25 protein-coding genes and 2 riboswitches are annotated in these 26,722 nt (G+C 62.4%); of the genes, 14 read left to right on the top strand and 11 right to left on the bottom strand.

Features of this window, described 5'->3' with window-relative positions; translation table 11 throughout:
- Positions 1–217: 217 nt before the first annotated feature.
- The 3 genes from ACEVBK_RS08090 to ACEVBK_RS08100 are packed head-to-tail and all read right to left on the bottom strand — an operon-like array spanning position 218 to position 3,180.
- Complete coding sequence (locus tag ACEVBK_RS08090) at positions 218–478, bottom strand: DUF1289 domain-containing protein (protein WP_375058092.1); 261 nt, start codon at positions 476–478, stop codon at positions 218–220.
- Positions 479–531: 53 nt separating this feature from the next.
- A complete protein-coding gene (locus ACEVBK_RS08095) occupies positions 532–1,806 on the bottom strand; it encodes an NAD(P)/FAD-dependent oxidoreductase (protein WP_375058093.1) in 1,275 nt (424 codons plus the stop codon).
- 15 nt (positions 1,807–1,821) lie between these two features.
- Positions 1,822–3,180, bottom strand: a complete 1,359-nt coding sequence (locus ACEVBK_RS08100) for a glutamine synthetase family protein (protein WP_375058094.1) — start codon at positions 3,178–3,180, stop codon at positions 1,822–1,824.
- A 216-nt stretch (positions 3,181–3,396) separates the two neighbouring features.
- Between ACEVBK_RS08100 and ACEVBK_RS08105 the strand changes: the two genes are divergently transcribed.
- From ACEVBK_RS08105 to ACEVBK_RS08135, 7 genes are all read left to right on the top strand, one after another.
- A complete protein-coding gene (locus tag ACEVBK_RS08105; RefSeq protein ID WP_375058095.1) occupies positions 3,397–4,755 on the top strand; it encodes a glutamine synthetase family protein in 1,359 nt (452 codons plus the stop codon).
- 18 nt (positions 4,756–4,773) lie between these two features.
- Positions 4,774–6,141 (top strand): aspartate aminotransferase family protein, encoded by a 1,368-nt coding sequence (locus ACEVBK_RS08110; protein ID WP_375058096.1) that lies wholly within the window; start codon positions 4,774–4,776, stop codon positions 6,139–6,141.
- A 14-nt stretch (positions 6,142–6,155) separates the two neighbouring features.
- Positions 6,156–7,268 (top strand): extracellular solute-binding protein, encoded by a 1,113-nt coding sequence (locus ACEVBK_RS08115; protein WP_375058097.1) that lies wholly within the window; start codon positions 6,156–6,158, stop codon positions 7,266–7,268.
- A 303-nt stretch (positions 7,269–7,571) separates the two neighbouring features.
- Positions 7,572–8,693, top strand: coding sequence for a putrescine ABC transporter ATP-binding subunit PotG (gene potG, locus ACEVBK_RS08120; protein ID WP_375058098.1), 1,122 nt, complete (start codon positions 7,572–7,574; stop codon positions 8,691–8,693).
- Between the two features lie 10 nt (positions 8,694–8,703).
- Positions 8,704–9,597: a putrescine ABC transporter permease PotH gene (gene potH, locus ACEVBK_RS08125; protein ID WP_375058530.1), complete on the top strand. Its 894-nt coding sequence runs from the start codon at positions 8,704–8,706 to the stop codon at positions 9,595–9,597.
- 2 nt (positions 9,598–9,599) lie between these two features.
- Positions 9,600–10,448 (top strand): putrescine ABC transporter permease PotI, encoded by an 849-nt coding sequence (potI, locus tag ACEVBK_RS08130; protein WP_375058099.1) that lies wholly within the window; start codon positions 9,600–9,602, stop codon positions 10,446–10,448.
- Between the two features lie 10 nt (positions 10,449–10,458).
- Positions 10,459–11,001: a cupin domain-containing protein gene (locus ACEVBK_RS08135; protein WP_375058100.1), complete on the top strand. Its 543-nt coding sequence runs from the start codon at positions 10,459–10,461 to the stop codon at positions 10,999–11,001.
- On the opposite strand, the gene ACEVBK_RS08140 is transcribed toward ACEVBK_RS08135, so the two are convergent.
- Positions 10,998–11,540 (bottom strand): cupin domain-containing protein, encoded by a 543-nt coding sequence (locus tag ACEVBK_RS08140; protein ID WP_375058101.1) that lies wholly within the window; start codon positions 11,538–11,540, stop codon positions 10,998–11,000. The two genes, ACEVBK_RS08135 and ACEVBK_RS08140, sit on opposite strands and share 4 nt — an antisense overlap.
- A 143-nt stretch (positions 11,541–11,683) precedes the next feature.
- On the opposite strand from ACEVBK_RS08140, the gene ald reads away from it, so the two are divergent.
- Genes ald through ACEVBK_RS08160 form a run of 4 tightly spaced genes read left to right on the top strand, consistent with a single transcriptional unit; the run spans position 11,684 to position 15,545 of the window.
- Entirely contained in the window at positions 11,684–12,805 is a 1,122-nt protein-coding gene (gene ald / locus ACEVBK_RS08145; protein ID WP_375058102.1) for an alanine dehydrogenase, read from the top strand.
- An 11-nt stretch (positions 12,806–12,816) separates the two neighbouring features.
- On the top strand, positions 12,817–13,542 hold the full coding sequence (locus ACEVBK_RS08150) for a glutamine amidotransferase (protein WP_375058103.1): 726 nt from the start codon (positions 12,817–12,819) through the stop codon (positions 13,540–13,542).
- Between the two features lie 10 nt (positions 13,543–13,552).
- A complete protein-coding gene (locus ACEVBK_RS08155) occupies positions 13,553–14,239 on the top strand; it encodes a glutathione S-transferase N-terminal domain-containing protein (RefSeq protein ID WP_375058104.1) in 687 nt (228 codons plus the stop codon).
- Between the two features lie 22 nt (positions 14,240–14,261).
- Positions 14,262–15,545, top strand: a complete 1,284-nt coding sequence (locus ACEVBK_RS08160) for an MgtC/SapB family protein (RefSeq protein WP_375058105.1) — start codon at positions 14,262–14,264, stop codon at positions 15,543–15,545.
- Between the two features lie 135 nt (positions 15,546–15,680).
- On the opposite strand, the gene lysC is transcribed toward ACEVBK_RS08160, so the two are convergent.
- Complete coding sequence (gene lysC / locus ACEVBK_RS08165) at positions 15,681–17,018, bottom strand: lysine-sensitive aspartokinase 3 (protein ID WP_375058106.1); 1,338 nt, start codon at positions 17,016–17,018, stop codon at positions 15,681–15,683.
- A 66-nt stretch (positions 17,019–17,084) separates the two neighbouring features.
- Positions 17,085–17,255, bottom strand: a riboswitch (Lysine riboswitch).
- Positions 17,256–17,321: 66 nt separating this feature from the next.
- Positions 17,322–18,650 (bottom strand): amino-acid N-acetyltransferase, encoded by a 1,329-nt coding sequence (argA, locus tag ACEVBK_RS08170; RefSeq protein WP_375058107.1) that lies wholly within the window; start codon positions 18,648–18,650, stop codon positions 17,322–17,324.
- Positions 18,651–18,703: 53 nt separating this feature from the next.
- Between argA and ACEVBK_RS08175 the strand changes: the two genes are divergently transcribed.
- Together ACEVBK_RS08175 and nhaD are read left to right on the top strand one after the other, a co-directional pair.
- Positions 18,704–18,976: a hypothetical protein gene (locus tag ACEVBK_RS08175; protein WP_375058108.1), complete on the top strand. Its 273-nt coding sequence runs from the start codon at positions 18,704–18,706 to the stop codon at positions 18,974–18,976.
- Positions 18,977–19,012: 36 nt separating this feature from the next.
- Positions 19,013–20,458 (top strand): sodium:proton antiporter NhaD, encoded by a 1,446-nt coding sequence (gene nhaD / locus ACEVBK_RS08180; RefSeq protein ID WP_375058109.1) that lies wholly within the window; start codon positions 19,013–19,015, stop codon positions 20,456–20,458.
- A gap of 40 nt (positions 20,459–20,498) precedes the next feature.
- Here nhaD and ACEVBK_RS08185 read toward each other — a convergent pair whose 3' ends face one another.
- From ACEVBK_RS08185 to nagB, 5 genes are all read right to left on the bottom strand, one after another.
- Entirely contained in the window at positions 20,499–21,056 is a 558-nt protein-coding gene (locus ACEVBK_RS08185) for a TMEM165/GDT1 family protein (RefSeq protein WP_375058110.1), read from the bottom strand.
- 23 nt (positions 21,057–21,079) lie between these two features.
- Positions 21,080–21,243: riboswitch (yybP-ykoY riboswitch) on the bottom strand.
- 183 nt (positions 21,244–21,426) lie between these two features.
- The gene (locus tag ACEVBK_RS08190; RefSeq protein WP_375058111.1) at positions 21,427–21,744 is read right to left on the bottom strand and encodes a translation initiation factor; all 318 of its coding nucleotides are present in this window, start codon (positions 21,742–21,744) and stop codon (positions 21,427–21,429) included.
- Positions 21,741–22,955 carry an ROK family protein gene (locus ACEVBK_RS08195; protein ID WP_375058112.1) on the bottom strand — a complete coding sequence of 405 codons (1,215 nt, stop codon included), beginning with the start codon at positions 22,953–22,955 and terminating at the stop codon, positions 21,741–21,743. The genes ACEVBK_RS08190 and ACEVBK_RS08195 overlap by 4 nt, the downstream gene beginning before the upstream one ends.
- Complete coding sequence (gene nagA / locus ACEVBK_RS08200; protein ID WP_375058113.1) at positions 22,952–24,097, bottom strand: N-acetylglucosamine-6-phosphate deacetylase; 1,146 nt, start codon at positions 24,095–24,097, stop codon at positions 22,952–22,954. The genes ACEVBK_RS08195 and nagA overlap by 4 nt, the downstream gene beginning before the upstream one ends.
- A 5-nt stretch (positions 24,098–24,102) precedes the next feature.
- Complete coding sequence (gene nagB / locus ACEVBK_RS08205; protein ID WP_375058114.1) at positions 24,103–24,906, bottom strand: glucosamine-6-phosphate deaminase; 804 nt, start codon at positions 24,904–24,906, stop codon at positions 24,103–24,105.
- Positions 24,907–25,130: 224 nt separating this feature from the next.
- Between nagB and nagE the strand changes: the two genes are divergently transcribed.
- Positions 25,131–26,630 (top strand): N-acetylglucosamine-specific PTS transporter subunit IIBC, encoded by a 1,500-nt coding sequence (gene nagE / locus ACEVBK_RS08210; RefSeq protein ID WP_375058115.1) that lies wholly within the window; start codon positions 25,131–25,133, stop codon positions 26,628–26,630.
- Positions 26,631–26,722: the final 92 nt, after the last annotated feature.

A 26,722-nucleotide genomic window follows, 5' to 3' on the forward strand; every position in this document is an offset into this window, starting at 1 on the left:
TGACGCAGAGAAGAGGCAACAGGGCCACCTCCGCCGACACGCCGTAATATATGACACTCGCTGTTTCGGCCTGACCGAACATCCAGTGAATGTTCGCAGCAGGCCGCAATGGCGAGTATCAGGTCCCACGGCGTGCCGGAGGAGCTGTGCGCTTTGGCCGATGTTTTGCCTGACCAAGAGCCAACAAAAACTTGTGACCAAGAGTCAGGCTGCAGGCCTAAAGCGGCAGTGAGTCCTGGGGCGGGGCGTCTTGCTGGGTGAGCTCCAGTTCCAGCTGTTTCTTGCGGGCGGCGGCCAGTACCCGGCGCTTGCGGTCCTGGCACAGGCGAATGACGTCACGCCGTTGCTGGGCGCTCAGCTGCAGCCAGTTGAAGCGTTCTTCCCGGCTGCGAAAGCACCCCTTGCAATAGCCCCTGTTGTTGACCTGGCAGATGCCGATGCAGGGGCTGGGGACGTCGAAAAACTCCAGTTGCTCCATGTGCTTCCTCCCTTTACTTAAATGGAGCACAGTTCGCCGCTTCCGGCAAGCGGCTACAGCAGATCCCGCAGCCGATACCAGGCCATGGCCAGCACCAGGGCGGGGGTGCGCAGCAGCCGTCCACCGGGAAAATCATGATGGGGGATGCGCCCAAACAGATCGAAGCGCTCGGCGCTGCCCGCGATGGCATCGGCCATCAGGGTGCCCGCCATGCCGGTGAGGGCGATGCCGTGGCCGGAGAAGCCCTGGGCAAAATAAACGTTGTTCTCGATTCGGCCGAAGTGGGGCGCCCGGTTCATGGTGATGCCCACGTAGCCGCCCCAGGTATATTGCTGCTTTACCCCTTGCAACTGGGGGAAGACATGGCACAGCCGTTTGCCCATGGTGTCCGTCAGGTTGAGGGGATCGCGCCGCGAGTAGCTGACCCGGCCGCCGAACAGCAACCGGTGGTCGGCGCTCAGGCGGAAGTAGTCGAGCACGAAGTTGGTGTCGGCGACCGCCATGTTGTTGGCGATAAGCTCCCGTGCACGCTCGGCGCCAAGCGGCTCGGTGGCGGTGATATAGGTGCCCACCGGCATGATCTTGCGTTCTATCTCGGGGGCGATGCCGTTGAGGTAGGCGTTGCCGCACAGCAACAGGTGGCGGCAACGCACCTTGCCCCTGGCGGTATGGACCACCGGGGTGGCCCCCCGCTCGACACGGTTGACCGGGCTCTGCTCGAAGAAACGGGCGCCGGCCTCGCTTGCCGCCTTGACCAATCCCAGGGTGTAGTTGAGTGGATGCACATGGCCGCTGGCGGGATCATAAAGGCCACCGAGGTAGGCTTTGGTGTTCATCTGCTGCCGTACCTGTTCCTGGCTCCACAGCTCGAGCCCGTCGTAGCCGAAGTGGCGGCGCAGATCCCCGGCCCAGGCTTCCAGCTCCGTCATATGACGGGGTTTTACCGCCGCGTGCAGGTGGCCATCGGCCAGGTCGCAGTCGATACCGTGTTCCCGGATGCGCCGGCGCATCAGCGCCATGGATTCGAGGGAGATGTCCCACAGGGCCTTGCTCGTCTCTATGCCCACCAGATGGGTGAGCTTGGGCTGGTCGCAGGCGTAGCCGAAGATCATCTGGCCGCCGCTGCGGCCTGAGGCGCCCCAGCCCGCCAGCCGGCCTTCCAGCACCGCTACCTTGTAGCCTTTCTGCGCCAGGGCGAGGGCCGCCGAGGCCCCGGTGATGCCGGCGCCGACGATGCAGACGTCCAGGTCCAGCTCTTCCTCCAGCGTCGGGAAGCTCAGGGGATATTTGATGGAGGCGGCGTAGTAGGAATCGGCGTGCTGTTGCATAAGGGCTCCGAATGGCTAAACAAGATGTTGATACCATTGATATTCCAGCGGGGTGACGTGCTGGTCGAACTCGGCCAGCTCGTGGCGCTTGTTGATAAGGTAGGCGCGGTGAAAATCCTTGCCCAGGTACTGGGACAGCCGATGCGACTGGGCGAAGCGGTCGAGGGCGTCCTGCCAGCGGTAGGGCAGCAGCTGCAGGTCGAGCTTGTTGGCGTCGCCCTGGATGGGGGCGGGGGGACGCAGCTGCTCGCCGATGCCGTGATCCACCGCCGCCAGAATGGCCGCCACCACCAGGTAGGGATTGGCGTCGGCGCCGGCCACCCGGTGCTCCAGCCGGGTGCTGCCCCTGTCGCCCGAGGGGATGCGCAGGGCCACGGTTCTGTTGTCGAAGCCCCAACTGGCGTGCAGCGGCACGAACATCTGCGGCTGTAGCCGACGGTAGGAGTTGGCGTTGGGGGCGAACAGCGCCATGCATTCGGGCAGCATGCTGCAGTTGCCGGCGATGGCCTGACGCAGCAACTCGTGATCGTCGGCGAATACATTGTTGCCGGCCTCGTCGAGCAGGCTGACGTGGATGTGCATGCCCGAGCCGGCCTGGCCGTTGTAGGGCTTGGCCATGAAGGTGGCGTACATGCCTTCCTTGATGGCAATGGCCTTGATCGCCCGCTTCAGCAGTATGGCCTGGTCGCAGGCGGCGACGGCGTCGTTCTGGTGGGTCAGGTTGATCTCGAACTGGCCCGGGGCGTATTCGGCCACGGCGTTGTCCGCCGGTATCTTCTGCACCTGGCATACCTCCGCCACCCGTACCAGGAAGTCTTCCCAGCTGTCGAGATCGTCGAGGGAGTAGACCTGGGTGTCGTGCATGCGCTCGTCGGTGCCGGGCAGTATGGGCGGCTGGGGCAGGCCGTCGGGGCCCACCTTCTGATCCACCAGGTAGAATTCCAGCTCCACCGCCACGCAGGGACGCAGGCCCTTGTCCAGCAGCCGTTGTACCACCTTTTGCAGCACATGGCGCGGATCGGCGAAGAAGGGGCTGCCGTCGTTCTCTTCCATGGTCATCAGGATCTGGCCGGAAGGGGTCTTGTGCCAGGGCACCGGCACCAGGGTATGGGGCAGCAGCCGGCAGATGCGATCGCTGTCGCCCTGGGCGAAGCCGAGCCCGGTTTCCTCCACCGTCTGACCGGTGATGTCGAGCGCGAATACCGACGCGGGCAGGCTGATACCGTCGCGCAGAGCGTTTTCCAGGGCGCTGGTCTGGATGCGTTTGCCCCTGAGCACGCCGTTGATGTCGCACAGCATCAGGTCGACGGACTGGTAGTCCGACCAGGGGCTGGCGGGAGCATGGTGGTGTCTAGCGCTGTGGGCTTTGTTCATAGGTTCATCCTTAAACTCGCGATTCGGTACCACCGGTTCAGCTAATCATGAAAACCGGTGTTTAATATATGGATATTTTTGTTAATTTTGGTACTGATCCCGTTTATCTCCCGGTACTGGATTTTTGCTGCGAATACTGCTAATTCCTATATCTAGCATATTTTTAGCGAATATGGACTATGCTTGCTTTTGTTTCCTAAACCATGAGCCTGGGTTATGAGTGTTCAAGATCCCGAAAAGCGAGATATGGAATGGCTGCGGCTGTGGATGCAGCGGCATGCCATTACCGAGGTGGAATGCCTGCTGCCGGATTTCACCGGCAATGCCCGCGGCAAGATACTGCCCGCCAGCAAGTTCCTGAAGGAAGGCGGCATGCGGCTGCCGGAGAACATCTTCCTGCAGACCGTCAACGGCGACTGGCCGGAAGACAGCAACATCGACTGGACCGAGCGGGACATGGAGCTGCATGCCGACATCAACACCCCGCGGTTGGTACCCTGGGCCAGCGAGCCTACCGCCCAGGTGATCCACGACTGTTTCGACGCCGACGGCAACCCGGTGGACATGGCGCCGCGCAGCGTGCTGCGTCGGGTACTCAAGCTCTATGACGACCAGGGCTGGAGACCGGTGGTGGCGCCGGAGCTGGAGTTCTTCCTGGTGAAGAAAAACGAGGACTGGGATTATCCCCTGGAACCCCCCATCGGTCGTAACGGCCGGCCGGAAACCGCCCGCCAGTCGTTCAGTATCGACGCGGTCAACGAGTTCGATCCCATTTTCGAGGAGATGTACGACTTCTGCGAGGCCCAGGAGCTGGAGGTGGATACCCTGATCCACGAATCCGGAGCGGCCCAGATGGAAGTGAACTTCATCCATGGCGACGCCCTGGATCTGGCGGACCAGGTGTTCCTGTTCAAGCGCACCATGCGTGAGGCCGCCATGCGCCACCATGTCTACGCCACCTTTATGGCCAAGCCGATGAAGAACGAGCCGGGCAGCGCCATGCACATCCACCAGAGCCTGGTGGACAAGAATGGCACCAACCTGTTTGCCAATGCCGACGGCAGCCACAGCGAGCTGTTCCTCCACTACATCGGCGGCATGCAGCGCTATATCCCGAGCGCCGTGGCCCTGTTCGCCCCCAACGTTAATTCCTACCGGCGGTTGGCGTTCGGGGATTCGGCGCCGCGCAACATGGCCTGGGGCGAGGACAACCGCACCGTGGGCCTGCGGGTGCCGCGCTCGGGGCCGGCGGACCGGCGTATCGAGAACCGTTTCGCCGGGGCCGACGCCAATCCCTACCTGGCCCTGGCCGCCAGCCTGGCCTGTGGCTACCTGGGCATGATGCAGAAGCTCAAGCCCACCGATCAGGTGCAGGGCAGCGCCTACAACATGCCGTTCGGCCTGGCCCGCAGCCTGGAAGAGGCCCTGCTGGAGCTGGAGCAGTGCGAAGATTTGCGCCAACTCCTGGGGCCCCGTTTCGTCAATGCCTTTATTTCGGTCAAGCGCAAGGAATATGAGGCCTTCTTCACCGTGATCAGCGCCTGGGAACGGGAGTTCCTGCTGCTGAACGTCTAACCGAGAACGGAGCCGACCATGGCAGAGCAACAAGGAGGTCGCCGCCTGCAGGAGCTGGATGCCGCCCACCATCTGCATCCCTTTACCGACAGCCAGGCGCTGCACCGGAAAGGTACCCGTATCATAGAGCGGGGCGAGGGGGTCTACCTGTGGGATGCAAACGGCAACCGCATCCTCGACGGCATGGCCGGCCTGTGGTGCGTCAATCTGGGCTACGGCCGGGACGAGCTGATCCAGGCCGCCGAGCGGCAACTGCGCCGGCTGCCCTATTACAACCTCTTTTTCCAGACCACCCATCCCAGCGCCACCGAACTGGCGGCCACCCTGAGCGAGCTACTGCCCGGCGACATGCAGCATGTCTTCTTCACCGGCTCTGGCTCGGAGTGCAACGACACCGTGGTGCGCATGGTGCGCCACTACTGGGCCAGCCAGGGCCGGCCCGAGCGCAAGGTGATCATCAGCCGGCACAACGCCTACCATGGCTCCACCCTGGCCGGCGCCGCCCTGGGCGGCATGAAGCCGATGCACGCCCAAGGCGGGCTGCCGCTGCCCGATATCGTGCATATCGACCAGCCCTATCATTTCGGGGAAGGGCAGGGGCGGGATCCGCAAGCGTTCGGCCTGGAACGGGCCCGCCAGCTCGAGCAGAAAATCCTGGAGCTGGGCCCGGAGCGGGTGGCGGCCTTTATCGGCGAGCCCATCCAGGGTGCCGGCGGCGTCATCATACCGCCCCAGAGCTACTGGCCCGAGATCCGGCGTATCTGCAAGCGATACGACATCCTGCTGGTGGTGGACGAGGTGATCTGCGGCTTCGGCCGTACCGGCCACTGGTTCGCCAGCGAATACTACGGGCTCGAGCCCGACCTGCTGTGCATGGCCAAGGGCATTACCTCCGGCTATATGCCGCTGGGGGCGGTGGCGGTGGGTCGCCGGGTGGCCGAAGGGATCATCCGGGGTGGAGAGTTCTTCCACGGCTTCACCTATTCCGGGCATCCGGTGGCCTGTGCCGTGGCCCTGGCCAATATCGAGGTAATGCGGCGGGAAAAGATAGTCGAACGCGTCCATTCTGATGTCGGCCCCTACCTGCAGCAGGCCTGGGCCAGCCTGGGTGACCACCCCCTGGTGGGCGCCACCCGCGGCCTGGGGCTGGTAGCGGCCCTGGAGTTGGTGGCGGACAAAACCGACAACCGCCGCTTCGACAGCGCGGCCGGGGCGGGACTCCTCTGCCGGGAGCACTGCTTCGAACAGGGCCTGGTGATGCGGGCCGTGGGGGATACCATGATCATCTCGCCACCCCTGGTGATCACCAGGGCCGAGATTGATGAACTGATCACCAAGGCGCGTCGGGCGCTGGATTTAACGTATCAGACATTGATGCACAACTAAGGATGGAGAACACCATGATGAACAAAACAGGATATGGTTGTCGATTGGGGCTGCTGGCGGCCGGCGTGGGGATGGCGCTGGGCGTACAGGCCCAGGAGCCGGCCCAGGTCAACTTTTATAACTGGTCCGACTATATCGCGGAAGACACCCTGGCCAACTTCACCGCCGAGACCGGCATCAATGTGACCTACGACGTGTTCGACTCCAACGAGGTGCTGGAGGCCCGGCTGCTGGCCGGCAACACCGGCTTCGACGTGGTGGTGCCTACCGGCGACTTTATGGGCCGCCAGATCCAGGCCGGTGCCTTTATGGAGCTGGACAAGTCCAAGCTCAGCAACTATGGCAACCTGGATCCCCAAATCATGGCGCTGCTGGCAGAAAAGGATCCGGACAACAAGTTCGGTGTCCCCTATCTGTGGGGCACCACCGGCATCGGCTACAACGTGGAGAAGGTGAGGGCCGCCCTGGGCGAGGAGGCCCCGGTAGACTCCTGGGATCTGGTGATGAAGCCGGAAAACCTGGCAAAACTCAGCCAGTGCGGGGTGGCCTTCCTCGATGCTCCGACCGAGGTGTTTGCCGCCGCCCTGAACTACCAGGGGCTGGATCCCAACAGCACCAATGCCGAGGATTACACTGGTCCGGCTACCGAGCTGATGCTGAGCCTGAGGCCCCATATCACCTACTTCCACTCCTCCAAGTACATCAACGATCTGGCCAACGGCGATGTCTGCGTGGCGGTGGGCTGGTCCGGCGATATCCTGCAGGCCAGGGACCGGGCGGAAGAAGCCAGCCAGGGGGTCGAGGTGGCCTACAGCATTCCCAAGGAAGGGGCCCTGATGTGGTTCGATATGCTGACCATCCCCAGGGATGCCCGCCATCCGGACAATGCCCACAAGCTCATCGACTACCTGATGCAGCCGGAGGTGATCGCCGGGGTGTCCAACTATGTGGCCTATGCCAACGCCAACAGCGCCGCCAGGGAGTTCGTGGACGAGGAAATCCTGGACGACACCGGTATCTATCCCACCGAGGAGGCGGCGGCCAAGCTCTATACCGCCAAGATACTGCCCCAGAGTGTGAACCGGGTTATCACCCGTGCCTGGACCCGGGTCAAGACCGGACGATAAGAGCTTGTTTACGATCTCTGTGAGACTTGTATGTTACGACTCGGCGAAGAGGCAACAGAGCCACCTCCACCGACACGCTGCAAGCCCGTCCCTGTAGCGCTCGGCACATGCCGGATGTCGCGGCGGAGCCCCTGGGGGTGAGCTTGCTCGCCGTGACGAGCCATTTCGGCCTGACCGAACATCCAGTGAATGTTCGCAGCAGGTCGAAATGGTGAGTATCAGGTCCCACGGCGTGTCGGCGGAGTAGTGCGTTTTGGCCGAGGACACAAGATCCCAGACAACGATGTTCTCAAGGAGGTGGCAATGCCGGAACACGGTAAGGAAGAGCAGGCCGAGGCCCGGCCTTTTCTGGAGATCCGCAACGTCAGCAAGCTGTTCGACGGCCAGCCGGCGGTGGACGACGTCAGCCTGCAGATTCGGCGGGGGGAGATCTTCGCCCTGCTCGGGGCCTCCGGCTGCGGCAAGTCCACCCTGCTGCGCATGCTGGCCGGCTTCGAGCAGCCGAGCAAGGGCGAGATCCTGCTCGAAGGGGTCGACATCGCCGAGGTGCCCCCCTATGACAGGCCCATCAACATGATGTTCCAGTCCTACGCCCTCTTCCCCCATATGACGGTGGAAGCCAACATCGCCTTCGGTCTCAAGCAGGACAGGCTGCCCAGGGCGGACATCGCCGAGCGGGTGGCCCATATGCTCAAACTGGTGCACATGGAAGACTACGCCAGGCGCAAGCCCCACCAGTTGTCCGGTGGCCAGCGCCAGCGGGTGGCCCTGGCGCGCAGCCTGGCCAAGCGGCCCAAGCTGCTGCTGCTGGACGAACCCATGGGCGCGCTGGACAAGAAGCTCAGGGAAGAGATGCAGCTCGAACTGGTCAACATCGTCGAGCAGGTGGGGGTCACCTGCGTGATGGTGACCCACGATCAGGAAGAGGCCATGACCATGGCCGGCCGCATCGCCATCATGAACAAGGGGCGGCTGGTGCAGGTGGGGGATCCGCTGGATGTTTACGAATACCCCAATTGCCGTTACAGCGCCGAATTTATCGGCTCGGTCAATGTGTTCGACGGCATGCTCGAGGCCAACGAGGCCGACAGCGCTCTGATCCGCAGCCCGCAACTGGAGCAGCCGCTCAGGGTGAATCACGGCCTGTCCATCGCCGAGGGCCTGCCGCTGATGATAGCGGTGCGGCCGGAGAAGATGTTCCTCTGTGCCGGGGCCCCGGCCGAGGACACCAATTGGCTGAGCGGCGAGGTGGACGAAATCGCCTACCTGGGCAGCCTGTCCATCTACCATGTGCGGCTGGCCTCGGGCAAGCGCATCCTGGCGACCCTGCCCAACGTGGACCGGCACTGCAAGGGCAACCCCACCTGGGGTGACCGGGTGTATCTGCGCTGGGAGGCGGACAGTTGCGCCGTCTTGCTGATCTAGGGAGGTGATGATGAACGCCCGTTCCCGCCTGAGGCTGGGCCGCAGCCTGGTGATAGCGCTGCCCTATACTTGGCTGCTGCTGTTTTTTCTGATCCCTTTTCTCATCGTGTTCAAGATCAGCCTGTCCGAGGCGGCCCTGGCTATTCCGCCCTATGGGGAGGTGGTAAGATTCGCCAATGATCAGCTGCAAATCGTGCTCAATCTCGGTAACTACCTGTTCCTGTTGACCGACAGCCTCTATCTCCAGTCCTACCTGCAGTCGCTCCGGGTGGCGACCATTTCCACCCTGCTGTGCCTGCTGATCGGCTTTCCCCTGGCCTGGGCCATAGTGCACTCCCGGCCCTCTACCCGCAACGTGCTGCTGATGCTGGTGATACTGCCGTCCTGGACCTCCTTCCTGATCCGGGTCTACGCCTGGATGGGTATCCTCGGCAACAACGGCTTTCTCAACAACCTGCTGCTTTGGCTGGGAGCGATAGAGGCGCCGCTGCAGATCCTCAACACCAACACCGCCGTCTATATCGGCATCGTCTACGCCTATCTGCCCTTCATGGTGTTACCGCTCTACACTGCCCTGATGCGGCTCGACTACTCCCTGGTGGAGGCGGCGGCGGATCTGGGCGCACGGCCCTGGAAGACCCTGGCCACGGTGATTGTCCCGCTCACCAAGGGTGGCATCATCGCCGGCTCCATGCTGGTGTTCATCCCGGCGGTGGGGGAGTTCGTCATCCCCGAGTTGCTCGGTGGCCCCGATACCCTGCTGATCGGGCGGGTGCTGTGGCAGGAATTCTTCAACAACCGTGACTGGCCGATAGCGGCGGCGGTGGCCAGCGTCATGCTGCTGTTGCTGATGGTGCCCATCATGTGGTTCCACCGTATTCAACGCAAAGAGCTGGAGGGCTGAACATGAGTGACATCCCTGTCAGCCGTTCCCGGCTGCGCCCCCTGATCCTGCTGTTGGGCTTCGGCTTCCTCTATCTGCCCATGCTGTTGCTGATTATCTATTCCTTCAACAGCTCGCGTCTGGTCACGGTGTGGGCCGGCTGGTCCACTCGCTGGTACGGCGAGCTATTGCGGGATCAGATGATGATGCAGGCGGTGGGCCTGAGCCTGACCATCGCCTTCTTCGCCGCCACCGCCGCCGTGGTGCTGGGCACGGTGGCAGGCTTCGTGCTCACCCGTATCGGCCGCTTCCGGGGAGAGAACGGCTTCGCCTTCATGATCACCGCGCCACTGGTGATGCCTGAGGTGATCACCGGCCTGTCGCTGCTGCTGCTGTTCGTGGCCATGGGTGACTGGCTGGGCTGGCCTGCCCAACGGGGCATGAGCACCATCTGGATTGCCCACGTCACCTTCTGCACCGCCTATGTGGCGGTGGTGGTCAGCTCCCGGCTGCGGGAACTGGACAAGTCGGTGGAGGAGGCGGCCATGGATCTGGGGGCCCGGCCGCTCAAGGTGTTCTTCGTGATCACCTTGCCCATCATAGCGCCGGCCATCATCGCCGGCTGGCTGCTGGCCTTTACCCTGTCCCTCGACGATTTGGTGATAGCCAGCTTCGTGTCCGGGCCCAACGCTACCACCCTGCCCATGGTGGTGTTCTCCAGCGTGCGGCTGGGGGTCAGTCCCAAGATCAACGCCCTGGCGACCATCATCATACTGATAGTGTCCCTGGTCACCTTTATCGGCTGGTGGCTGATGGCCCGGGCCGAGCGGCGCCGTGCCCAGGAAGCGGCCGCCGCCCGGGCTGGCGGCTAGGGGAGGGCTTATGGAGCTTGCGGAGCGACTGAAGTGGCTGCGTACCCGTCAGGGCCTGTCCCAGCGGGAACTGGCCCGGCGGGCGGGGGTGAACAATAGTTTGATCTCGCAAATCGAACAGGCCGCGGTGAACCCTTCGGTGGCCACCCTGAAACGGGTACTGGACGGCTTTCCCATCTCCATGGGGGAGTTTTTCAGCCTGGAGCAGGCGCCGTGCCGGCAGGTATTTTTTCGGGGTCACGAACTGGTGCCGATGAGCAGTGGCCAGGTGCAGATGTGGCTGGTCGGTCCCCTGCATCGGGACCGTCGGTTGGCGCTGCAGCGGGAGCTCTACCCGCCCGGGGCCGACACCGGCCCCGGGATGCTGAGCAACGAGGCGGAGGAGGCGGGGCTGGTGCTGCGGGGCGAAATCGAGGTGACGGTGGGCGAGCAGCGCTGCTTGCTGCGGGCGGGGGACGGTTATTACTTCGATACCAGGGAGCCCCATCGCTTTCGCAATATCGGCACCGAGGTGTGCGAGCTGGTATCGGCGGCCACACCGCCGACCTTCTAGAAGGAGGGGGGGGTATTGGCCGAAATCAGCTCCAGCGGCTGGTCGCCGATGCTGACGAAGCGGTGGAGCTGGGTGCTGTCGAAATAGTAGCCATCGCCCGGGCCCAGCTCGAACTCCTGCCCGCCCACGGTGAGCCGCAGCCGGCCCCGGAGCACCACCCCGCATTCCTGGCCGGCGTGACTGAGCAACTCGGGGCCGGTGTCGGCCCCCGGCGGCATGATCTCGCGCAGCAGGCCGATGGCACGGCCGGGAAAACCACTGCCGATCAGGCGGTAGCTGATGTCGCCGGAGCCCAGTTCGGGCTGCTCTTCGGCCCGGTACACCACGGGGTTGCTGTTGTCTGCGGCCTCGGCGAAAAACTCCGCCAGTGACATGGGCAGACCGTCGAGCAGCCGCTTCAGGGAGCCGATGGAAGGGCTGACCTGGTTTTTTTCCACCTGGGAAATAAAGCCGTTGGTCACCCCGGAGCGCTTGGCGAGTTCACGCTGGGACAATTGGGCCTGTTGCCGTACGGTTTTCAGACGATTGCCAATGTCCATCTGCGGGAATTCTCCTGAGTGCAATTGAATGTCAAAACGGATACGAGCAAGATAATGCCATCGATTCTATAACAGGATCAGGGCGGTGCCGTTGATCCGGCGTGCATTCTAACTCACAAAACGGCCGACACACAGAGGTGGATATGGATATCGGAGTACCGACGGAAATCAAGAACCACGAGTACCGGGTGGGCATGACCCCCGGCGGCGTCAAGGAACTGGTGCGGGATGGTCACAGGGTCATGGTGCAAAGCGGAGCGGGTACCGCCATCGGCCTGCTGGACGAGCACTATGCCGCCGCCGGGGCGGAACTGATCATGGACGCGGCCGAGCTGTTCGCCCGCGCCGAGATGATAGTCAAGGTCAAGGAGCCCCAGGCCGAGGAGTACCGGCGGCTCAGGCCCGGTCAGGTGCTGTTCACTTACCTGCACCTGGCGCCGGATCTGCCCCAGACCCAGGGGCTGCTCAAGTCCGGTTGTTCCGCCATCGCCTACGAAACCGTCACCGACCGCCAGGGCGGCCTGCCGCTGCTGGCGCCGATGAGTGAGGTGGCCGGGCGCATGGCGGTCCAGGCCGGGGCTCACTGCCTGGAAAAGGCCCAGGGTGGACGCGGGGTGCTGCTGGGCGGGGTACCCGGCGTGGCTCCGGCCCGGGTGCTGGTGCTGGGTGGCGGCGTGGTGGGCATTCATGCCGCCCGCATGGCACTGGGCCTGGGGGCCGATGTCATCATTTTCGACAAGTCCCTGCCGCGATTGAAGGAGCTGGACAACCTCTATGGCCCGGGCCTGAAGACCCTGTACTCCACCGGGGATGCCATCGAGGCCGAGTTGCCCCGGGCCGATCTGGTGGTGGGAGCGGTGCTGATCCCCGGGGCAGCGGCGCCCAAGCTGGTGACTCGCGATATGCTGAAATTGCTGCCCAAGGGCGCCGTGCTGGTGGATGTGGCCATCGACCAGGGTGGCTGTTTCGAGACCAGCCGGGCTACCACCCATCAGCAGCCCACCTACGAGGTAGAGGGTATCGTCCACTACTGCGTGGCCAACATGCCGGGCGGGGTGGCACGCACGTCCACCTTCGCCCTGACCAATGCCACACTGCCCTTTATCCAGGCCCTGGCCAACAAGGGCTGGCGGCGAGCCTTGCAGGACGACGAACACCTGGCCCGGGGCCTGAATGTACATGCCGGCAAGCTTTGCTACCAGGCGGTGGCCGAGGCCCATGATTTACCCTATACCCCGCTGGAAGACGTGCTGGCGGGTGATTGACGAGGAGCCCTATGCAGCTCGGATTATTGCTCTGTGATCATATCGACCCGGAATTTCGCCGTGAAGGCGGCGACTATCCCGATCTGTTTTTCGACCGCATCCGCGAGGTGATGCCCGGGGCCCGGCTACAGGTGTTCGATGCCGAAGCGGGAGAGTTGCCGGATCCGGACAGCCGACTGGACGGCTGGATTATCAGCGGGGCCCGCCATGATGCCTTCGGCGACTACCCCTGGCTGGCCCGTCTGAAGCACCGGGTGCATGCACTGCTGGCGGCGGGCCAACGGGTGGCAGGTGTCTGCTTCGGCCACCAGTTGCTGGCGCTGATGCACGGTGGCGCGGTGAACCGGGCGCCGGCAGGCTGGGGCATCGGCAACCACGGCTACCGTTGGCAAGCCGAGGGTGCTCCCGATTATCGCCTGCTGGTGAGCCACCAGGACCAGGTGCTGCGCCTGCCCGAGCAGGCCCGGTTACTGGCCGGCTCCGCTTTCTGCCCCCATGCGGCCTTTACCCTGGATGATCGGGTGATGGGGGTGCAGGGACACCCGGAGTTTACCCGCGACTATGCCCGCTTCCTGATGGAGCAGCGCCGGTACCGGTTCGACGATGAGCGCTATCGTCAGGCCATGGACTCCGTCGAACTACCCCACCATGGCGCCGAGGTCATGGGCATGATGCTGGCTTTTTTACGGGGGGAGAGCCCCCATGTTCCGGGCGAAACCGGCAACCCAGAGGGTTAAGGAGCAGGCAGTGGAACTCTATATTGCCAACAAGAATTATTCGTCCTGGTCGCTGCGACCCTGGATATTGATGCGGATGCTGGACATTCCTTTCACCGAACGGCTGGTACCCTTCGGGGCAGGTTCCAACTGGAATGAATTCCGTCGTTTCTCGCCCACCGGCAAGGTCCCTTGCCTGGTGGACGGGAGCCTCACCGTATGGGACTCCCTGGCCATAGTGGAATACCTGGCCGAGTTCTGTCCGGCCGTCTGGCCCAAAACCAGGGAAGCCCGGGCCTGGGCCCGGTCGGCGGCGGCCGAGATGCACTCGGGTTTTGGAGCCCTGCGCAGCCAGTGCCCGATGAACTGCGGCCTGCATATCGCCCTTGGGGCCATGGATGATGCCCTGCGCCAGGACCTCGACCGCCTGAACGAGCTGTGGCAGGACGGACTTTCCCGCTTCGGTGGTCCCTGGCTGGCGGGCGAGGTCTTCGGCGCGGTGGATGCCTTTTTCGCCCCCGTGGTGTTCCGGACCATCAACTACCACCTGCCACTGGCGCCGGCCGCCGCCGACTACGCCGAACGCATCCTGGCGCTGCCGGCGATGCAGGACTGGCTGGCGGCGGCCCTGACGGAGCCCTGGCGGGAGCCGGACCACGAACAGGAAGCCCTGCAGGCCGGCGCCCTGATCGAGGACCGGCGCCAGGGCTCGGGCTGAGGCCCCGTTTCGGGAGTCGCTCATGGATGAACTGGCGGAAACCCTGCTGGCCGGGCACCAGAACCTGGCGCGGTTGGGGGTGGCACTGCTGCTGGGAACCCTTATCGGTATCCAGCGCGGTTGGCAGAGCCGGGATACCCAGGCCGGGTTGCGGGTGGCCGGTATCCGTACCCACGCACTGGTCGGATTGCTCGGCGGCCTCACGGCCCTGCTCGGCAGCCATGTCGGCCAGTGGCTGCTGGTGGCCGGCCTGCTCGGTGTGTTCGCCCTGACCCTGGTGGCCTACCGTGCCCGCAGTCGGGAGCTTTCCGACTACAGCATTACCGGCAGTATCGGCCTGGTACTGACCTTCTGTTTCGGCGCCCTGGCGATGCTCGACAACCCGGCCATTGCCGCCACCGCCGCGGTGATCACCGCCTTTATCCTCGACAACAAGCGGGAAATCCACGGCCTGCTGCAAAAACTGCAGGAGCACGAGCTGGACGCCGGGCTCAAGCTGCTGCTGATCACCGTGGTGATGCTGCCCCTGTTGCCCAACCGGGACATGGGGCCGGGCGGCGCCATCAATCCCTACGAAATCTGGTGGATGGTGGTGCTAATCGCTTCCATTTCCTTTGTCGGCTATTTCGCCATCCGGGTCGGCGGCACCGAGAAGGGCATCTTATTCACCAGCCTGTTCGCGGGGCTGAGCTCCTCCACTGCCCTGACCCTGCATTATTCCCGCCTTTCCCGGGAATCAGTGGTGCTGGCTCCCCTGCTGGCGGCCGGTGTGCTGCTGGCCTGCGGCACCATGTTCCCGCGCATCCTGGTGTACTGCGCGTTGATCAATCCGGCGCTGCTGGCGGACCTCTGGCTGCCGGTGCTGGCGATGACGTTGTTGCTCTATGGCCCCGCGGTCTGGATCTGGCGCCGGCATCGCACCCTGGCGAGTGTGGATCAGCCGAGCCTGCATATGAACCCCCTGGATCTGAAGGCTGCCTTCCTGTTCGGTGGCCTTATCCTGATGATCATGCTGTTGGGGGAGTGGTTCAAGGGAGCAATGGGAAACGCGGGCATTCTGTTGCTGGCGCTGGTATCGGGGGTGACTGATGTGGACGCTATTACCCTGTCGCTGACGCGGATGTCGCTCTCGGGTATCGATCACGGTACCGCGGTGCTCGGCATCGTGCTGGCGGCCTCGGTCAACAACCTGGTCAAGGCGGGCATGGCACTGACACTGGGGGATGCCGCCCTGGGGCGGCGGGTTGCACTGGCGATGGCCGCGTCGCTGCTCGGCGGCCTGCTGGTGGCCTGGGGGATGAACTGAACGGTAAGCCGGAAGCGGTACCGCGTTGCCAGGGAGGGAGAGGTTTCCATGTCGACTCAAGCCGGCCTTCAGCAATAAAAAACGGCGCTGTACATCACAGCGCCGTTTGCTATCTTTTTCCAGCTTCCCGCCGGTTTAAGCTGGCAGCAGTTCCCGGTGCAGGTCGGCCACCACCTGGCCGGCCACTTTTTCTTCTACCAGAAAGCACAGGTTGTGGGGGCTGGCGCCGTAGCAGATCATGCGGATATTGACGTCTTCCAGCGCCTGGAACACCCGGGTGCCGGTGCCGTTGACTTCGCTCATGCGGTTGCCGATCAGCGCCACCAGCGCCAGGCCATGTTCTACCTTGAGGTGGCAGTGCTTGCTGAGCTCGGCCTGGACTTCTTCGCTCAGCAACTCGGCGCCGGCATCCAGGGTCAGGGACACGCTGATCTCCGAGGTGGTGATCAAGTCCACCGAAATCTTGTGCTTGGCCAGGATGCCGAACACCTCGGCCAAAAAGCCGTGAGCCTGGAACATGCTCTGGCTGGTCAGGGTCAGCAATACCTGGTTGCGGCGCAGGGCCAGGGCACGGAACAGGGGCTGGCTGGGGGTGCTGTTGCGGATCCAGGTACCGCCGGCTTCCGGCGCCTTGCTTGAACCTACGAATACCGGGATCTGTCGGCGTACCGCCGGTTGCAGGGTCGCGGGATGCAGCACCTTGGCGCCGAAGGTCGCCATTTCAGAGGCTTCGCTGAAGCTGATTTCGGGAATGGCGCGGGCCTCGCTCACCAGGCGCGGATCCGTGGTGTAGATGCCGGGGACGTCGGTCCAGATTTCGACCGCGGCGGCCTCCAGCGCTTCACCCAGCAGGGCGGCGGAAAAATCGCTGCCGCCCCGGCCCAGGGTGGTGGTGCGGCCGTCGTTGGCGGCGCCGATAAAGCCCTGGGTCACCACCAATTGATGTTCGCACAAGGGCTTGAGTTCTTCTTCCGCTGCCGCGGCCAGGGTGGTGAGATCGGGGGTGGCGCGGCTGAAGCGATCGTCGGTACGCATCACCCGGCGCACGTCGAACCAGATGGCCTGGGTGCCGCGTTGGCGCAGCAGCTCCACGAACAGTCGGGTGGACATCAGCTCGCCCTGGGCCACGATTTCATCATGCAATGCCTTGGTGGGGCTGATGGCGGCGCTGTCGGACAGCTCCTTGATATGGTGCAGTATCTCTTCGATATGCCGGGTCAGCATTTCGGGGCGTTCCAGACGCTCGAGAATGCCTTGCTGGATTTCGGTCAACTGCTGCAGCAGGCTGGCACGGCTGTCGGGCTGATGCTCTCCCGATGCCAGGGCCACCAGCAGGTTGGTGACTCCGGAACTGGCGCTCAATACCGCCAGGCGAGTGGTGGGGTTTTGCTCGAGAATGGCGGCGCAACGGCCCATGGCATCGGCATCGGCAACGCTGGTTCCGCCGAATTTGGCAACGGTTAACTGGCTCAAGTGCAGCTCCTTGATGTGTGCATGCGAAAACAAATAACGGGGGAACGACTGCAGAGACGGGAAAGGTCACGTAGAAGCACTCCACCCACAGGTGACAACCCGAAGGATTCAGCCTTCGTAGCCGACGGTGATACGCTGCCCCGTATCACCACCTCGGCGTTATTTCCCCTGACCGGCGATCTCGGGAGTGGGAGCTCCTCCTGCCGGCTGCCTGAATAACGCGCCTCTTCTTTGCCCGAATCGGGCTGCCATATAACTACTGACTCCGCAGGGCGCTGTCAATGGTTAAATGGCCAAATCCATTCATGCCAGGCTTTTTATCATGATTTTCGAGCGGCGCTGGTAGTTGTACAGCTGCTGCTTGCCCATGGGCAGGGCATTAACGTCGACCGGTTCGAAGCCTCGCTCCTGAAACCAGTGGATGGAGCGGGTGGTCAGAATAAACAGCCGGGTCAACCCGCGCTTCTTGGCCTGCTCTTCCACCTTGTGCAGCAGCATGTCGCCCCGGCTGCCCCGGCGATAATCCGGATGGATGGCGACGCAGGCCATCTCCGCCATGCTTTCTTCCGGAAAGGGATAGAGGGCGGCACAGCCGATGATGGCGCCGTCCTTTTCGATGATGGTGAACTGATCCACCTCCATCTCCAACTGTTCCCGGGAGCGACGCACCAGTATGCCGTCTTCTTCCAGCGGACGTATCAGATCCAGGATGCCACCGATGTCGTCGATGCGGGCCTGGCGGGCCTGCTCGGCGCTTTGGCTGACGATCTGGGTGCCCAGGCCGTCGCGGGTGAACAGCTCCTGAATAAGGGCTCCGTCTTCCTTGTAGCTGACCAGGTGGCTACGCGGCACCCCGGCACGGCAACTGGAGATGGCGGCACGCAGGTAACGGGCGGTGCCGGACAGGGTTTCTCCTTCCGCCAGCAGCCGCTGCAGATGTTCCTCTGCCTGCTCGGGAAAGAGCTCGGCGATGGCCACCCCGTCTTCATTCATGACCCCGCGCTGGGAGCAGAAGCCGATCAGCTTGTCGGCCTTGAGCTCGATAGCCAGTCGCCGGGCCAGTTCTTCCGAAGACAGGTTGAAGCTTTCCCCGGTGACCGAGAAGCCGATGGGGGAGATAAGCACGGTGCCGCCGTTGGCCAACTGGTGGTGGATGGTGTCGGTATGGATGCGTCGCACCCGTCCCGAGTGTTGATAGTCGACCCCATCATCCACGCCCAGGGGCTGGGCGATGACGAAGTTGCCGGTCACCACGTTGATGCGGGCATTTTGCATGGGGGTATTGACCAGCCCCATCGACAGCCGGGCCATGATGTCCATCTGCAGGCCGCCACAGACGTCCTTGATCACCCTGAAACTGGCTTCATCAGTGACCCGGGTATGCTTGTGGAAGAGACCATCCAGACCCGCTTCTCCCAGGCCCCTGTCTATTTGCGGGCGAGCACCGAACACGATGACCAGCCGGATCCCGAGGCTGGTAAGCAGCGCTATATCACTGATGATATTGGGAAAGTTTTCCTGATCGATAGCCTCCCCTCCGAGCATGACCACGAAGGTTGAGCCCCGGTGCAGGTTCACATAGGGGCTGGATTGACGAAATGCCTTGACCAGGGCGGCATCATTATCGCGCACGGACTGTCCTTTGAAGCGGAAGAAAAAACAGAGAACAATGATCGTGAAAAATAATGCAAAAAACAAGACTAAATATTTACTTTTTAACGGCTTTCCCTTGTCGTTGCCGCCGGTTGCGGGCTGACGGCAGCTTGATTTTCATCAACGTCGGCGAGGGTGAAAACGTGGATACTGCACGCAACTTCAACACCGTCGGGAGCAGGCCGCATGACCGCCATCTCGATATAAAAAATGCGAGCCGACGCCAAGAATCAAAACTGTCTTGGGGACGGCTTTATGTTAATCTTTTTGGGCGTTTTGCCCTTTATGCCGGGCAAAGCGGCTAGTAACTATAGCCAAAACAACAAAAGCGAGAAAAAACAATGCAAAGGAAACTGTGCTTGTCCATTCTGGGGGGGCTGGCAGCGTTTGCTAGCACGCCCGTGTTTGCTGCTGGGGGTCAATTGGATTTGACCAACTCCATTGTAGGCATTTTTGCCGTCTTTATCTTCGTCATCGCCTACCTGCTGGTGATGGGGGAAGAATATCTGCACCTGCGCAAGTCCAAACCGGTACTGGTGGCCGCCGGCATCATCTGGGTGGCCATCGGCTGGACCTATATCAACCATGACATCCCCGGAGTGACGGAAGCGGCGTTTCGCCATAACCTGCTGGAATACGCCGAGCTGCTGCTGTTCCTGCTGGTGGCCATGACCTATATCAATGCCATGGAAGAGCGCCGCCTGTTTGATGCGCTGCGTGCCTGGATGGTGCGCAAGGGGTTCAGTTATAAAGCCCTGTTCTGGCTGACCGGTTTCCTGGCCTTTTTTATCTCCCCCATCGCCGACAACCTGACCACCGCTTTGCTGATGTGTGCCGTGGTGACCAAGGTGGCGGAAGGGGACAAGCGGTTCATCAACCTGTGTTGCGTGAACATCGTCATTGCCGCCAACGCCGGTGGTGCCTTCAGTCCCTTCGGTGATATCACTACCCTGATGGTGTGGCAGGCCGGCATCGTCAAGTTCAACGAGTTCTTTATCCTGTTCATTCCCTCCCTGCTCAACTACCTGGTGCCGGCGGTGGTGATGAACTTCTTCGTGGAAGATCGTAAGCCCGCCGCCCTCTATGAGGAAGTGGAGCTCAAGCGCGGTGCCATCCGCATCGTCTGTCTGTTCCTGCTGACCATCGCTACCGCGGTGGCCTGCCACAGCCTGCTGCATCTGCCACCGGTACTGGGCATGATGACCGGCCTGGGTTACCTGCAATTCTTCGGCTATTTCCTGCGCCAGACCCTGCCGGGATCACTGGCACGCAAGCGCGCCCTGGCTCAGAAGCGGGGCGACGAGGAAGCACTCAAGCGCCTGGGCAGCGTGGTACCCTTCGACGTGTTTAGTCGGGTATCCCGGGCCGAGTGGGACACCCTGTTGTTCTTTTACGGGGTGGTGATGTGTGTGGGAGGGCTGGGCTACATGGGCTACCTGGCGCTGGTATCCGATCTGCTCTACACCCAGTGGGACGCGGTCTACGCCAACGTGGCTCTGGGGATACTATCGGCTATCGTCGATAACATTCCGGTGATGTTCGCGGTGCTGACCATGCAGCCGGAAATGTCCCACGGCAACTGGCTGCTGATCACCCTTACCGCCGGCGTGGGTGGCAGCCTGCTGTCCATCGGCTCCGCCGCCGGGGTGGCGCTGATGGGCCAGGCCCGGGGCATGTACACCTTCTTCGGCCACCTCAAATGGGCACCGGTTATCTTCCTCGGCTATGTGGTGAGCATCCTGGCCCACCTCTGGCTCAACGCCGACAGTTTCCATCTCTATGGCTAGGCCAGGACACCGCCCCGTTATCGGGGCGGTGTCCCTCAGGCTACCACCACAGGGTGGTGACGCCCAATACCACGAAGATGACCGCGCTGGCGCCATGTATCCACTTCATGGGGATGCATTCCGCGCCTTTTTTACCGAGTAATACCACGGGCACATTGGCGGCCATCATGCCCAGAGTGGTGCCGGCTACCACCAGCCAGAAGTCTTCTACGAAGCGGGCCGCCAGCAGCACGGTGGCGAGCTGGGTCTTGTCACCCATCTCCGCCAGGAAGAACAGCACGAAAGTGGTAATGAAAGGACCGTAACGGCGGAAGCGACCGTCCTCGTCGTCCAGCTTGTCGGGGATCAGCATCCAGGCCGCCATGGCGAAAAAGGAGGCGGCCAGCAGATAACGCAGCCAGTCCGGATCCAGCCAGTGCTGTATCCATACTCCGACCCAGCCAGCGAGGGCGTGATTGAGCAGGGTCGCGGCGAGGATACCGAGGATGATGGGCGTGGGTTTTCTGAAACGGCAGCTCAGCACCAGGGCGAGCAGTTGGGTTTTATCGCCGATTTCGGCGATGGCGACGGCAAGCGTCGAGGTGGTCAAGGCTTCCAAGGTGTATACCAGAGGGGACAGGATTATTATCAACCAATGAGCAAGCCGTGCCGCCCGTCCCCGGTATCGGCATCAGCCTGTCAAAGGTCTCGTCAAACCCCTAAAGGTCACGGGCGCCATGGTGATTTTGCACCAATTATGTTGACGACCGTCTCGCGTAGAGCGACTACTCCCCCTTGTGCAGGAGCGGCCATTTTAGCCGCCGAAGGCAAAAAAGCAAGGGGGCCTTAGAACCTTCTTATGATCTTTGCAAGGCTGCCTGTTACCACCAGCGAAGAGGTAACAGGCACCGACACGCTTCAAGCACATTCCTGTGACGGTCGGCGGAGCGGGGCGCTTTGGCCTGGTACTACAGATCTCAAACAGCGTCTTAGCCGCCCACCTTCTTGACCTGGAAGCCGGCCTTGGTCAGCAGGGCTGTCACCTGCTCCAGCCGGTCGCCCTGGATCTCGATAACGCCGTTTTTCACGGCACCGCCGGTGCCGAGCTGGGACTTCAGGCGTTTGGCCTGCTCCTTGACCTGCTCCGGCGGTACGCCGTAGATGCAGATGACGCCGGCGCCCTTGCGACCCTTGGTTTCGCGGCGCAGCCGCACCACGCCGTCGGCGGGGAAGGGGCTGCTGTCGGCGCCCGCCTGGCCGTCATCGGCCCGCCAGCCGGGCTCCGTACTATAGACTAACTTGTTCATGACTTCGGCTCTATGATGAGTTGCAGCAGCTCGCCCTCCAGCAGGGCGCGTTTGACCAGGGCCAGGCCACCGATGGTCTGGTCGTCCTGGAAGTGGGCCCGCACCAGGGGCAGGCCCTGGTGGAAGCTCGGCAGGGACTGGTACTCGATGGCCTTGCCGATCAATGGAAACACGATACTCTCGGCCTCGCACAGGGCGCCGGTGAGTAACAGCTTCTGCGGGTTGAACAGGTTGACCATGATGGCCAGGGCCTGGCCCAGGTGTTCGGCGGCGCGCTCCAGTATGTTTCGTGCCAGTTGATCGCCGGCCAGTGCCGCCTGGCACAGGGCGGTCATGGTCAGCTGTTCGGATCTCATTTGGCTATGATAGCCCTGCTCCAGCATCTTGGCGGCCTGACGCAGCAGGGCGGCGTCGGCCACCATGGTTTCCAGGCAGCCGAAGTTGCCGCAGTGGCAGCGATCGCCCAGGGGATCAACCCGGATATGGCCGATTTCCGCTACGTCCCGGCCCAGGCTCTTAAAAATGCGTCCTTCGGTGATGATACCGGCACCGACACCGTGGTGCACACTGACCAGTACCGAGTCCAGGCAGTCCCGCGCCGCGCCGAAATAGTGTTCGGCCAGGGCCAGGGCGCGAATATCGTTACCGATGAATACCGGTAGCCCGAGTGTCCGGCGCAGTATGGCGGCCAGTTCTACCTGCGCCAACGGATAGCTGGGGTGGTAGATCACCTGGCCACGCAGGGCGTCGGTGAGACCCGGCATGATCACCGAGAGGGCGATCAGGTTGAGTTTACCCGCCCGACGGGCGATAAAGTCGCCGATATAGGCACAAAGCGCCGTTAACAGGGCATCTTGCGGCTGGGAGGGAAAGGCATGAATCTCCCGGCCGAGGGGATTGCCTTCCAGATCGTATAGCGACAGGCTGAGCTCACCCCGGCCCAGTTTCACCGAGATCAGATGGAAATCCCTGGTGACGGTGGTCAGCGAAATGGCCCGGCGGCCGCCGGTGGAGGCCTGGTGCTCCATTTCCCGGATCAGGCCATGCTCTAGCAGGGTTCGGGTGATTTTGGTCACACTGGCCGGAGCCAGATTGCTCAGCTCGGCAATCTTGACCCGGGAAATCGGGCCCTGGCTGTCGATCAGCCGGTAGACGGCCGAGCTGTTGACCTGTTTGACCAGGTCAACGTTGGCGATTTGTCCGCGGGTCATTGGGTTGTGAAATGTCCGTTTGCCAATGTGGCCCTGACCCGGTAATGGGCGTCAAAGACCACCAGATTAGCCACCTTGCCGACGGCGACGGAGCCCAGCTTCTGGTCCAGGCCCAGTGCCCGGGCCGGATAAAGGCTGGCCATGCGCAGCGCTTCCTCCAGTGGCAGCCCGACCTGTTCAACCAGGTTGCGGACTCCTTCCATCATGGTCAGCGCCGAACCGCCGAGTGTACCATGCTCATCCACGCATTGCCCATCCCGCACGTAGACGGTGGCACCGCAAAAATCGAACCGGGTGAAGTCGGGGCCGGCGCCGGCGGCGGCGGTGGCGTCGGTGACCAGGCACAGCCGTTCGCCCAGCACCTTGTGGGCCAGCCGCACATTGGCATAGTGCACATGATGGCCGTCGACGATAATGCCGGCACAGACTTGGGAATGATCGTAGACGGCACCCACGGCACCGGGTTCGCGGCCGCTGAGAGTGGGGGTCATGGCGTTGTAAAGGTGGGTGGCAAAGCCCACCCCGGCCTCGAAGCCGGCCATGGCTTCATCGTAGCTGGCGGCGGTATGCCCCATGGACACCAGGATGCCGGCCTCGGCCAGGCGGCGGATGTGCCCGGCGTTGTTGCACTCGGGAGCCAGGGTCAACTTGGCGATGACGTCGGCGTTTTGGCACAGGAAGGCCAGCATGGGCTCGTCCAGCGCCCGGATCTGCCGCTCGGGATGAATGCCTTTGCGCTTGATGTTGGTGTAGGGGCCTTCCAGGTGCAAGCCCAGCACCTGGTGCCGGTAGCGGGCCATGTACTCCCGGGTGATCGCCACCGCCTGCTGCATATCGGCATCGGGGGAAGTGATCAGGGTCGGCAGGAAGCTGGTGGTACCGGACTTCAGGTTGGCCCTGTGCATGGTGTCCAGGGTGGCCAGGCTGATGTCGTCGTTGAACATGACGCCGCCACACCCGTTGAGCTGCAGGTCGATAAAGCCGGCACTGAGCAGGGTCCCGCCCAGGTCATGACGGGGGAGTTCGTCGGCCAGCTCGGCCAGAGGCAGGATGGCGGCAATCTTGTCCTGTTCGATCACGACCGCCTGGTCGTTGTGCAGACGTTCGCCGTCGAACAGGATGCAGTGGGTCAGGGCAAACATGGGGCTTACTCCAGGTGTTTGATATTGTCGGCTTCCAACTGTTCGAAGTAGCGTACCGTCTTCACCTTGAGTTCCATGGTGGCGGCGGTGTCACACACGATCAGGCCGCGCGGATGCAGCTGCAGGGCCGAGACCGTCCACATATGGTTGACGCTGCCTTCCACCGCTGCCTGCAAGGCCAGGGCCTTATTGTGCCCGGTCACCAGAATCATGATTTCTTCGGCATCCAGCAGTGTGCCCACACCTACGGTCAGCGCCAGGCGCGGTACCTGCTCGGGGTCGTTGTCGAAGAAACGGGAGTTGGCCAGCCGGGTATCTTCGGTCAGGGTTTTTATCCGGGTACGAGAGGATAAAGAAGATGCGGGCTCATTGAAAGCGATATGACCGTCGCTGCCCACCCCGCCCATAAACAGGTGGATCTTGCCGTAGTGCTTGATCTTGTCTTCGTAACGGCGGCACTCGGCCTCGAGATCCGGAGCATTGCCGTCCAGCAGGTTGATGTTTTCAGGCCGGATGTCCACATGATTGAAGAAATGCGCATGCATGAAGTGATGGTAGCTTTGGGGATGCGTTTGGGGCAGTCCTACATATTCGTCCATATTGAAGGTGACCACATGACGGAAACTGACTTCCCCGGCCTGGTACAACTTGATCAGTTCCTGGTAGGTGGCCAGGGGAGTACCTCCGGTGGGCAGACCGAGCACGAAGGGGCGCTCGGCGGTGGGGGCAAATGCCTTGATCCGGTTGGCGATATGGCAGGCGGCCCAACGGCTGACCAGGGTAGCGGTGGAGAGGGGGATTAAACGCATGGCGAACACCTTTTAAGTTGAGTATCGAAGGATGATCATATTTTTTATAGTAAAATAAGTTGGGGTTGATGGCCAGTTAAATGGCCTTTAAATAATCAATTTAAGTGATTTTAATCACAAATAACCAGATCTTAATTTGTCGTGTAAATTATATGCGCATAGACTGGGTGCAAGCCGGTTTGGACAGAACTGGCTCCCTAAAGACATGTATAAGGAGATCGGCCGTGAACGTGCTGGGTTATTTACAGAAATTGGGCAAGGCGCTGATGTTACCCATCGCGACCCTGCCAGTGGCGGCGCTGCTGTTGCGCCTGGGACAACCGGATTTGTTGGGTATCGCCTTTATCGCCGAGGCGGGCGGGGCCATCTTCAGCCAGTTGCCGCTGTTGTTTGGCCTGGGGATCGCCGTCGGTTTGTCCAAGGATGATGCCGGTGCGGCGGCCCTGGCCGGAGCCGTTGGCTACTTTGTCTTGACCGGCGCGGCCAAGACCATCAACAGCGAAATCGACATGTCGTTCTTCGGCGGCATCATCGCCGGTATCATTGCCGGTCACTGCTATAACCGCTTCCACATGGTCAAGTTGCCTGATTACCTGGCATTTTTTGGTGGCAAACGACTGGTGCCGATCATGACCGGCCTGGTGGCCTTGCTGGCGGCCTTTATCGCCGGCTTTGTCTGGCCGGCCATTCAGCATGGCATTGATACCTTCGGCATGGCGGTATCGACCTCCGGTGGTATCGGTCAGTTCTTCTACGGCCTGCTGAACCGGGGCCTGATCCCGGTGGGGCTGCATCATGTGGTGAATTCCATCTTCTGGTTTGGCCTGGGCGAGTGTCTCAAGGTGACTTACGAGGCCGCCGGGGCGATACAAAACATCTGCATGGATCCGGCGCTGGTGCGCACCCTGAGCGTGGGCGGTGCCGTCCCCGGTGTGGACGGAGCCACCATTACCCAGATTGCCGGCGAGGCGACCCGCGGCGACCTGCATCGCTTCTTTGCCGGTGATCCCACCGCCGGGGTCTTTATGGCCGGTTTCTTCCCGGTGATGATGTTCGGCCTGCCGGCGGGCGCCCTGGCCATGGTGCTGGCGGCACCCAAGGACAAGCGTGCCCAGGCGGGCGGCCTGCTGCTGTCGGTAGCGGTGACCTCTTTCCTGACCGGCATCACCGAACCGCTGGAGTTTACCTTTATGTTCCTGGCGCCGGTGCTGTATGGCATCCATGCCCTGCTGACCGGCCTGTCGCTGGTGGTGGTCAACCTGTTCGGGGTGCTGCATGGCTTCGGTTTCTCCGCCGGCCTGTTCGACATGGTGCTGAACTGGGGCCTGGCCACCAAGCCCTGGACTCTGGTGGGCATAGGGCTGGTGTTCGGTGCCATTTACTTCACTACCTTCTACTTCGCCATCAAGGCCTTCAACCTGAAAACACCGGGACGTGAGACGGACGAGCCGGTTGTGGCGGGCCGCAGCGTGACCGACAAGTCTGAGCTGGCGCGCGAGTACCTGGAAGCGCTGGGCGGACAGGACAACCTGACCAATATCGATGCCTGCATCACCCGCTTGCGTCTCACCATGAAGGACCGCAACCGGGTCGACGAAACCAGGCTGAAGGAGCTGGGTGCCAAGGGGGTGGTCAAGCTGGGCGAACAGAACCTGCAGGTGATACTGGGTCCGCTGGCGGAAATCATGGCGGCGGAGATCAAGGCGTTGACCGAACAGCGCTGACCTTGCTACTCGCTTGACATGGCGGCTCCCGAACGTTGAACGCTGGCATCGGCGGTCGGACGCCGCCCAAGCTGACCCGTTGCACCAGGGAG

Origin of the sequence: Zobellella sp. DQSA1, assembly GCF_041950555.1 — a bacterium.
GTDB lineage: Bacteria > Pseudomonadota > Gammaproteobacteria > Enterobacterales > Aeromonadaceae > Oceanimonas.

What these genes read in the sequence shown, in the direction of transcription:
- ACEVBK_RS08100 (WP_375058094.1), bottom strand. Translation starts at nt 3,180, where the DNA reads ATGAACAAAGCCCACAGCGCTAGACACCACCATGCTCCCGCCAGCCCC.
- nhaD (WP_375058109.1), top strand. Translation starts at nt 19,013, where the DNA reads ATGCAAAGGAAACTGTGCTTGTCCATTCTGGGGGGGCTGGCAGCGTTT.
- ald (WP_375058102.1), top strand. Translation starts at nt 11,684, where the DNA reads ATGGATATCGGAGTACCGACGGAAATCAAGAACCACGAGTACCGGGTG.
- ACEVBK_RS08110 (WP_375058096.1), top strand. Translation starts at nt 4,774, where the DNA reads ATGGCAGAGCAACAAGGAGGTCGCCGCCTGCAGGAGCTGGATGCCGCC.
- ACEVBK_RS08175 (WP_375058108.1), top strand. Translation starts at nt 18,704, where the DNA reads ATGCAAAAAACAAGACTAAATATTTACTTTTTAACGGCTTTCCCTTGT.
- ACEVBK_RS08150 (WP_375058103.1), top strand. Translation starts at nt 12,817, where the DNA reads ATGCAGCTCGGATTATTGCTCTGTGATCATATCGACCCGGAATTTCGC.
- ACEVBK_RS08190 (WP_375058111.1), bottom strand. Translation starts at nt 21,744, where the DNA reads ATGAACAAGTTAGTCTATAGTACGGAGCCCGGCTGGCGGGCCGATGAC.
- nagA (WP_375058113.1), bottom strand. Translation starts at nt 24,097, where the DNA reads ATGTTTGCCCTGACCCACTGCATCCTGTTCGACGGCGAACGTCTGCAC.
- potI (WP_375058099.1), top strand. Translation starts at nt 9,600, where the DNA reads ATGAGTGACATCCCTGTCAGCCGTTCCCGGCTGCGCCCCCTGATCCTG.
- ACEVBK_RS08160 (WP_375058105.1), top strand. Translation starts at nt 14,262, where the DNA reads ATGGATGAACTGGCGGAAACCCTGCTGGCCGGGCACCAGAACCTGGCG.
- ACEVBK_RS08090 (WP_375058092.1), bottom strand. Translation starts at nt 478, where the DNA reads ATGGAGCAACTGGAGTTTTTCGACGTCCCCAGCCCCTGCATCGGCATC.
- ACEVBK_RS08095 (WP_375058093.1), bottom strand. Translation starts at nt 1,806, where the DNA reads ATGCAACAGCACGCCGATTCCTACTACGCCGCCTCCATCAAATATCCC.
- potH (WP_375058530.1), top strand. Translation starts at nt 8,704, where the DNA reads ATGAACGCCCGTTCCCGCCTGAGGCTGGGCCGCAGCCTGGTGATAGCG.
- ACEVBK_RS08195 (WP_375058112.1), bottom strand. Translation starts at nt 22,955, where the DNA reads ATGACCCGCGGACAAATCGCCAACGTTGACCTGGTCAAACAGGTCAAC.
- ACEVBK_RS08105 (WP_375058095.1), top strand. Translation starts at nt 3,397, where the DNA reads ATGAGTGTTCAAGATCCCGAAAAGCGAGATATGGAATGGCTGCGGCTG.
- potG (WP_375058098.1), top strand. Translation starts at nt 7,572, where the DNA reads ATGCCGGAACACGGTAAGGAAGAGCAGGCCGAGGCCCGGCCTTTTCTG.
- ACEVBK_RS08140 (WP_375058101.1), bottom strand. Translation starts at nt 11,540, where the DNA reads ATGGACATTGGCAATCGTCTGAAAACCGTACGGCAACAGGCCCAATTG.
- ACEVBK_RS08135 (WP_375058100.1), top strand. Translation starts at nt 10,459, where the DNA reads ATGGAGCTTGCGGAGCGACTGAAGTGGCTGCGTACCCGTCAGGGCCTG.
- nagB (WP_375058114.1), bottom strand. Translation starts at nt 24,906, where the DNA reads ATGCGTTTAATCCCCCTCTCCACCGCTACCCTGGTCAGCCGTTGGGCC.
- ACEVBK_RS08115 (WP_375058097.1), top strand. Translation starts at nt 6,156, where the DNA reads ATGATGAACAAAACAGGATATGGTTGTCGATTGGGGCTGCTGGCGGCC.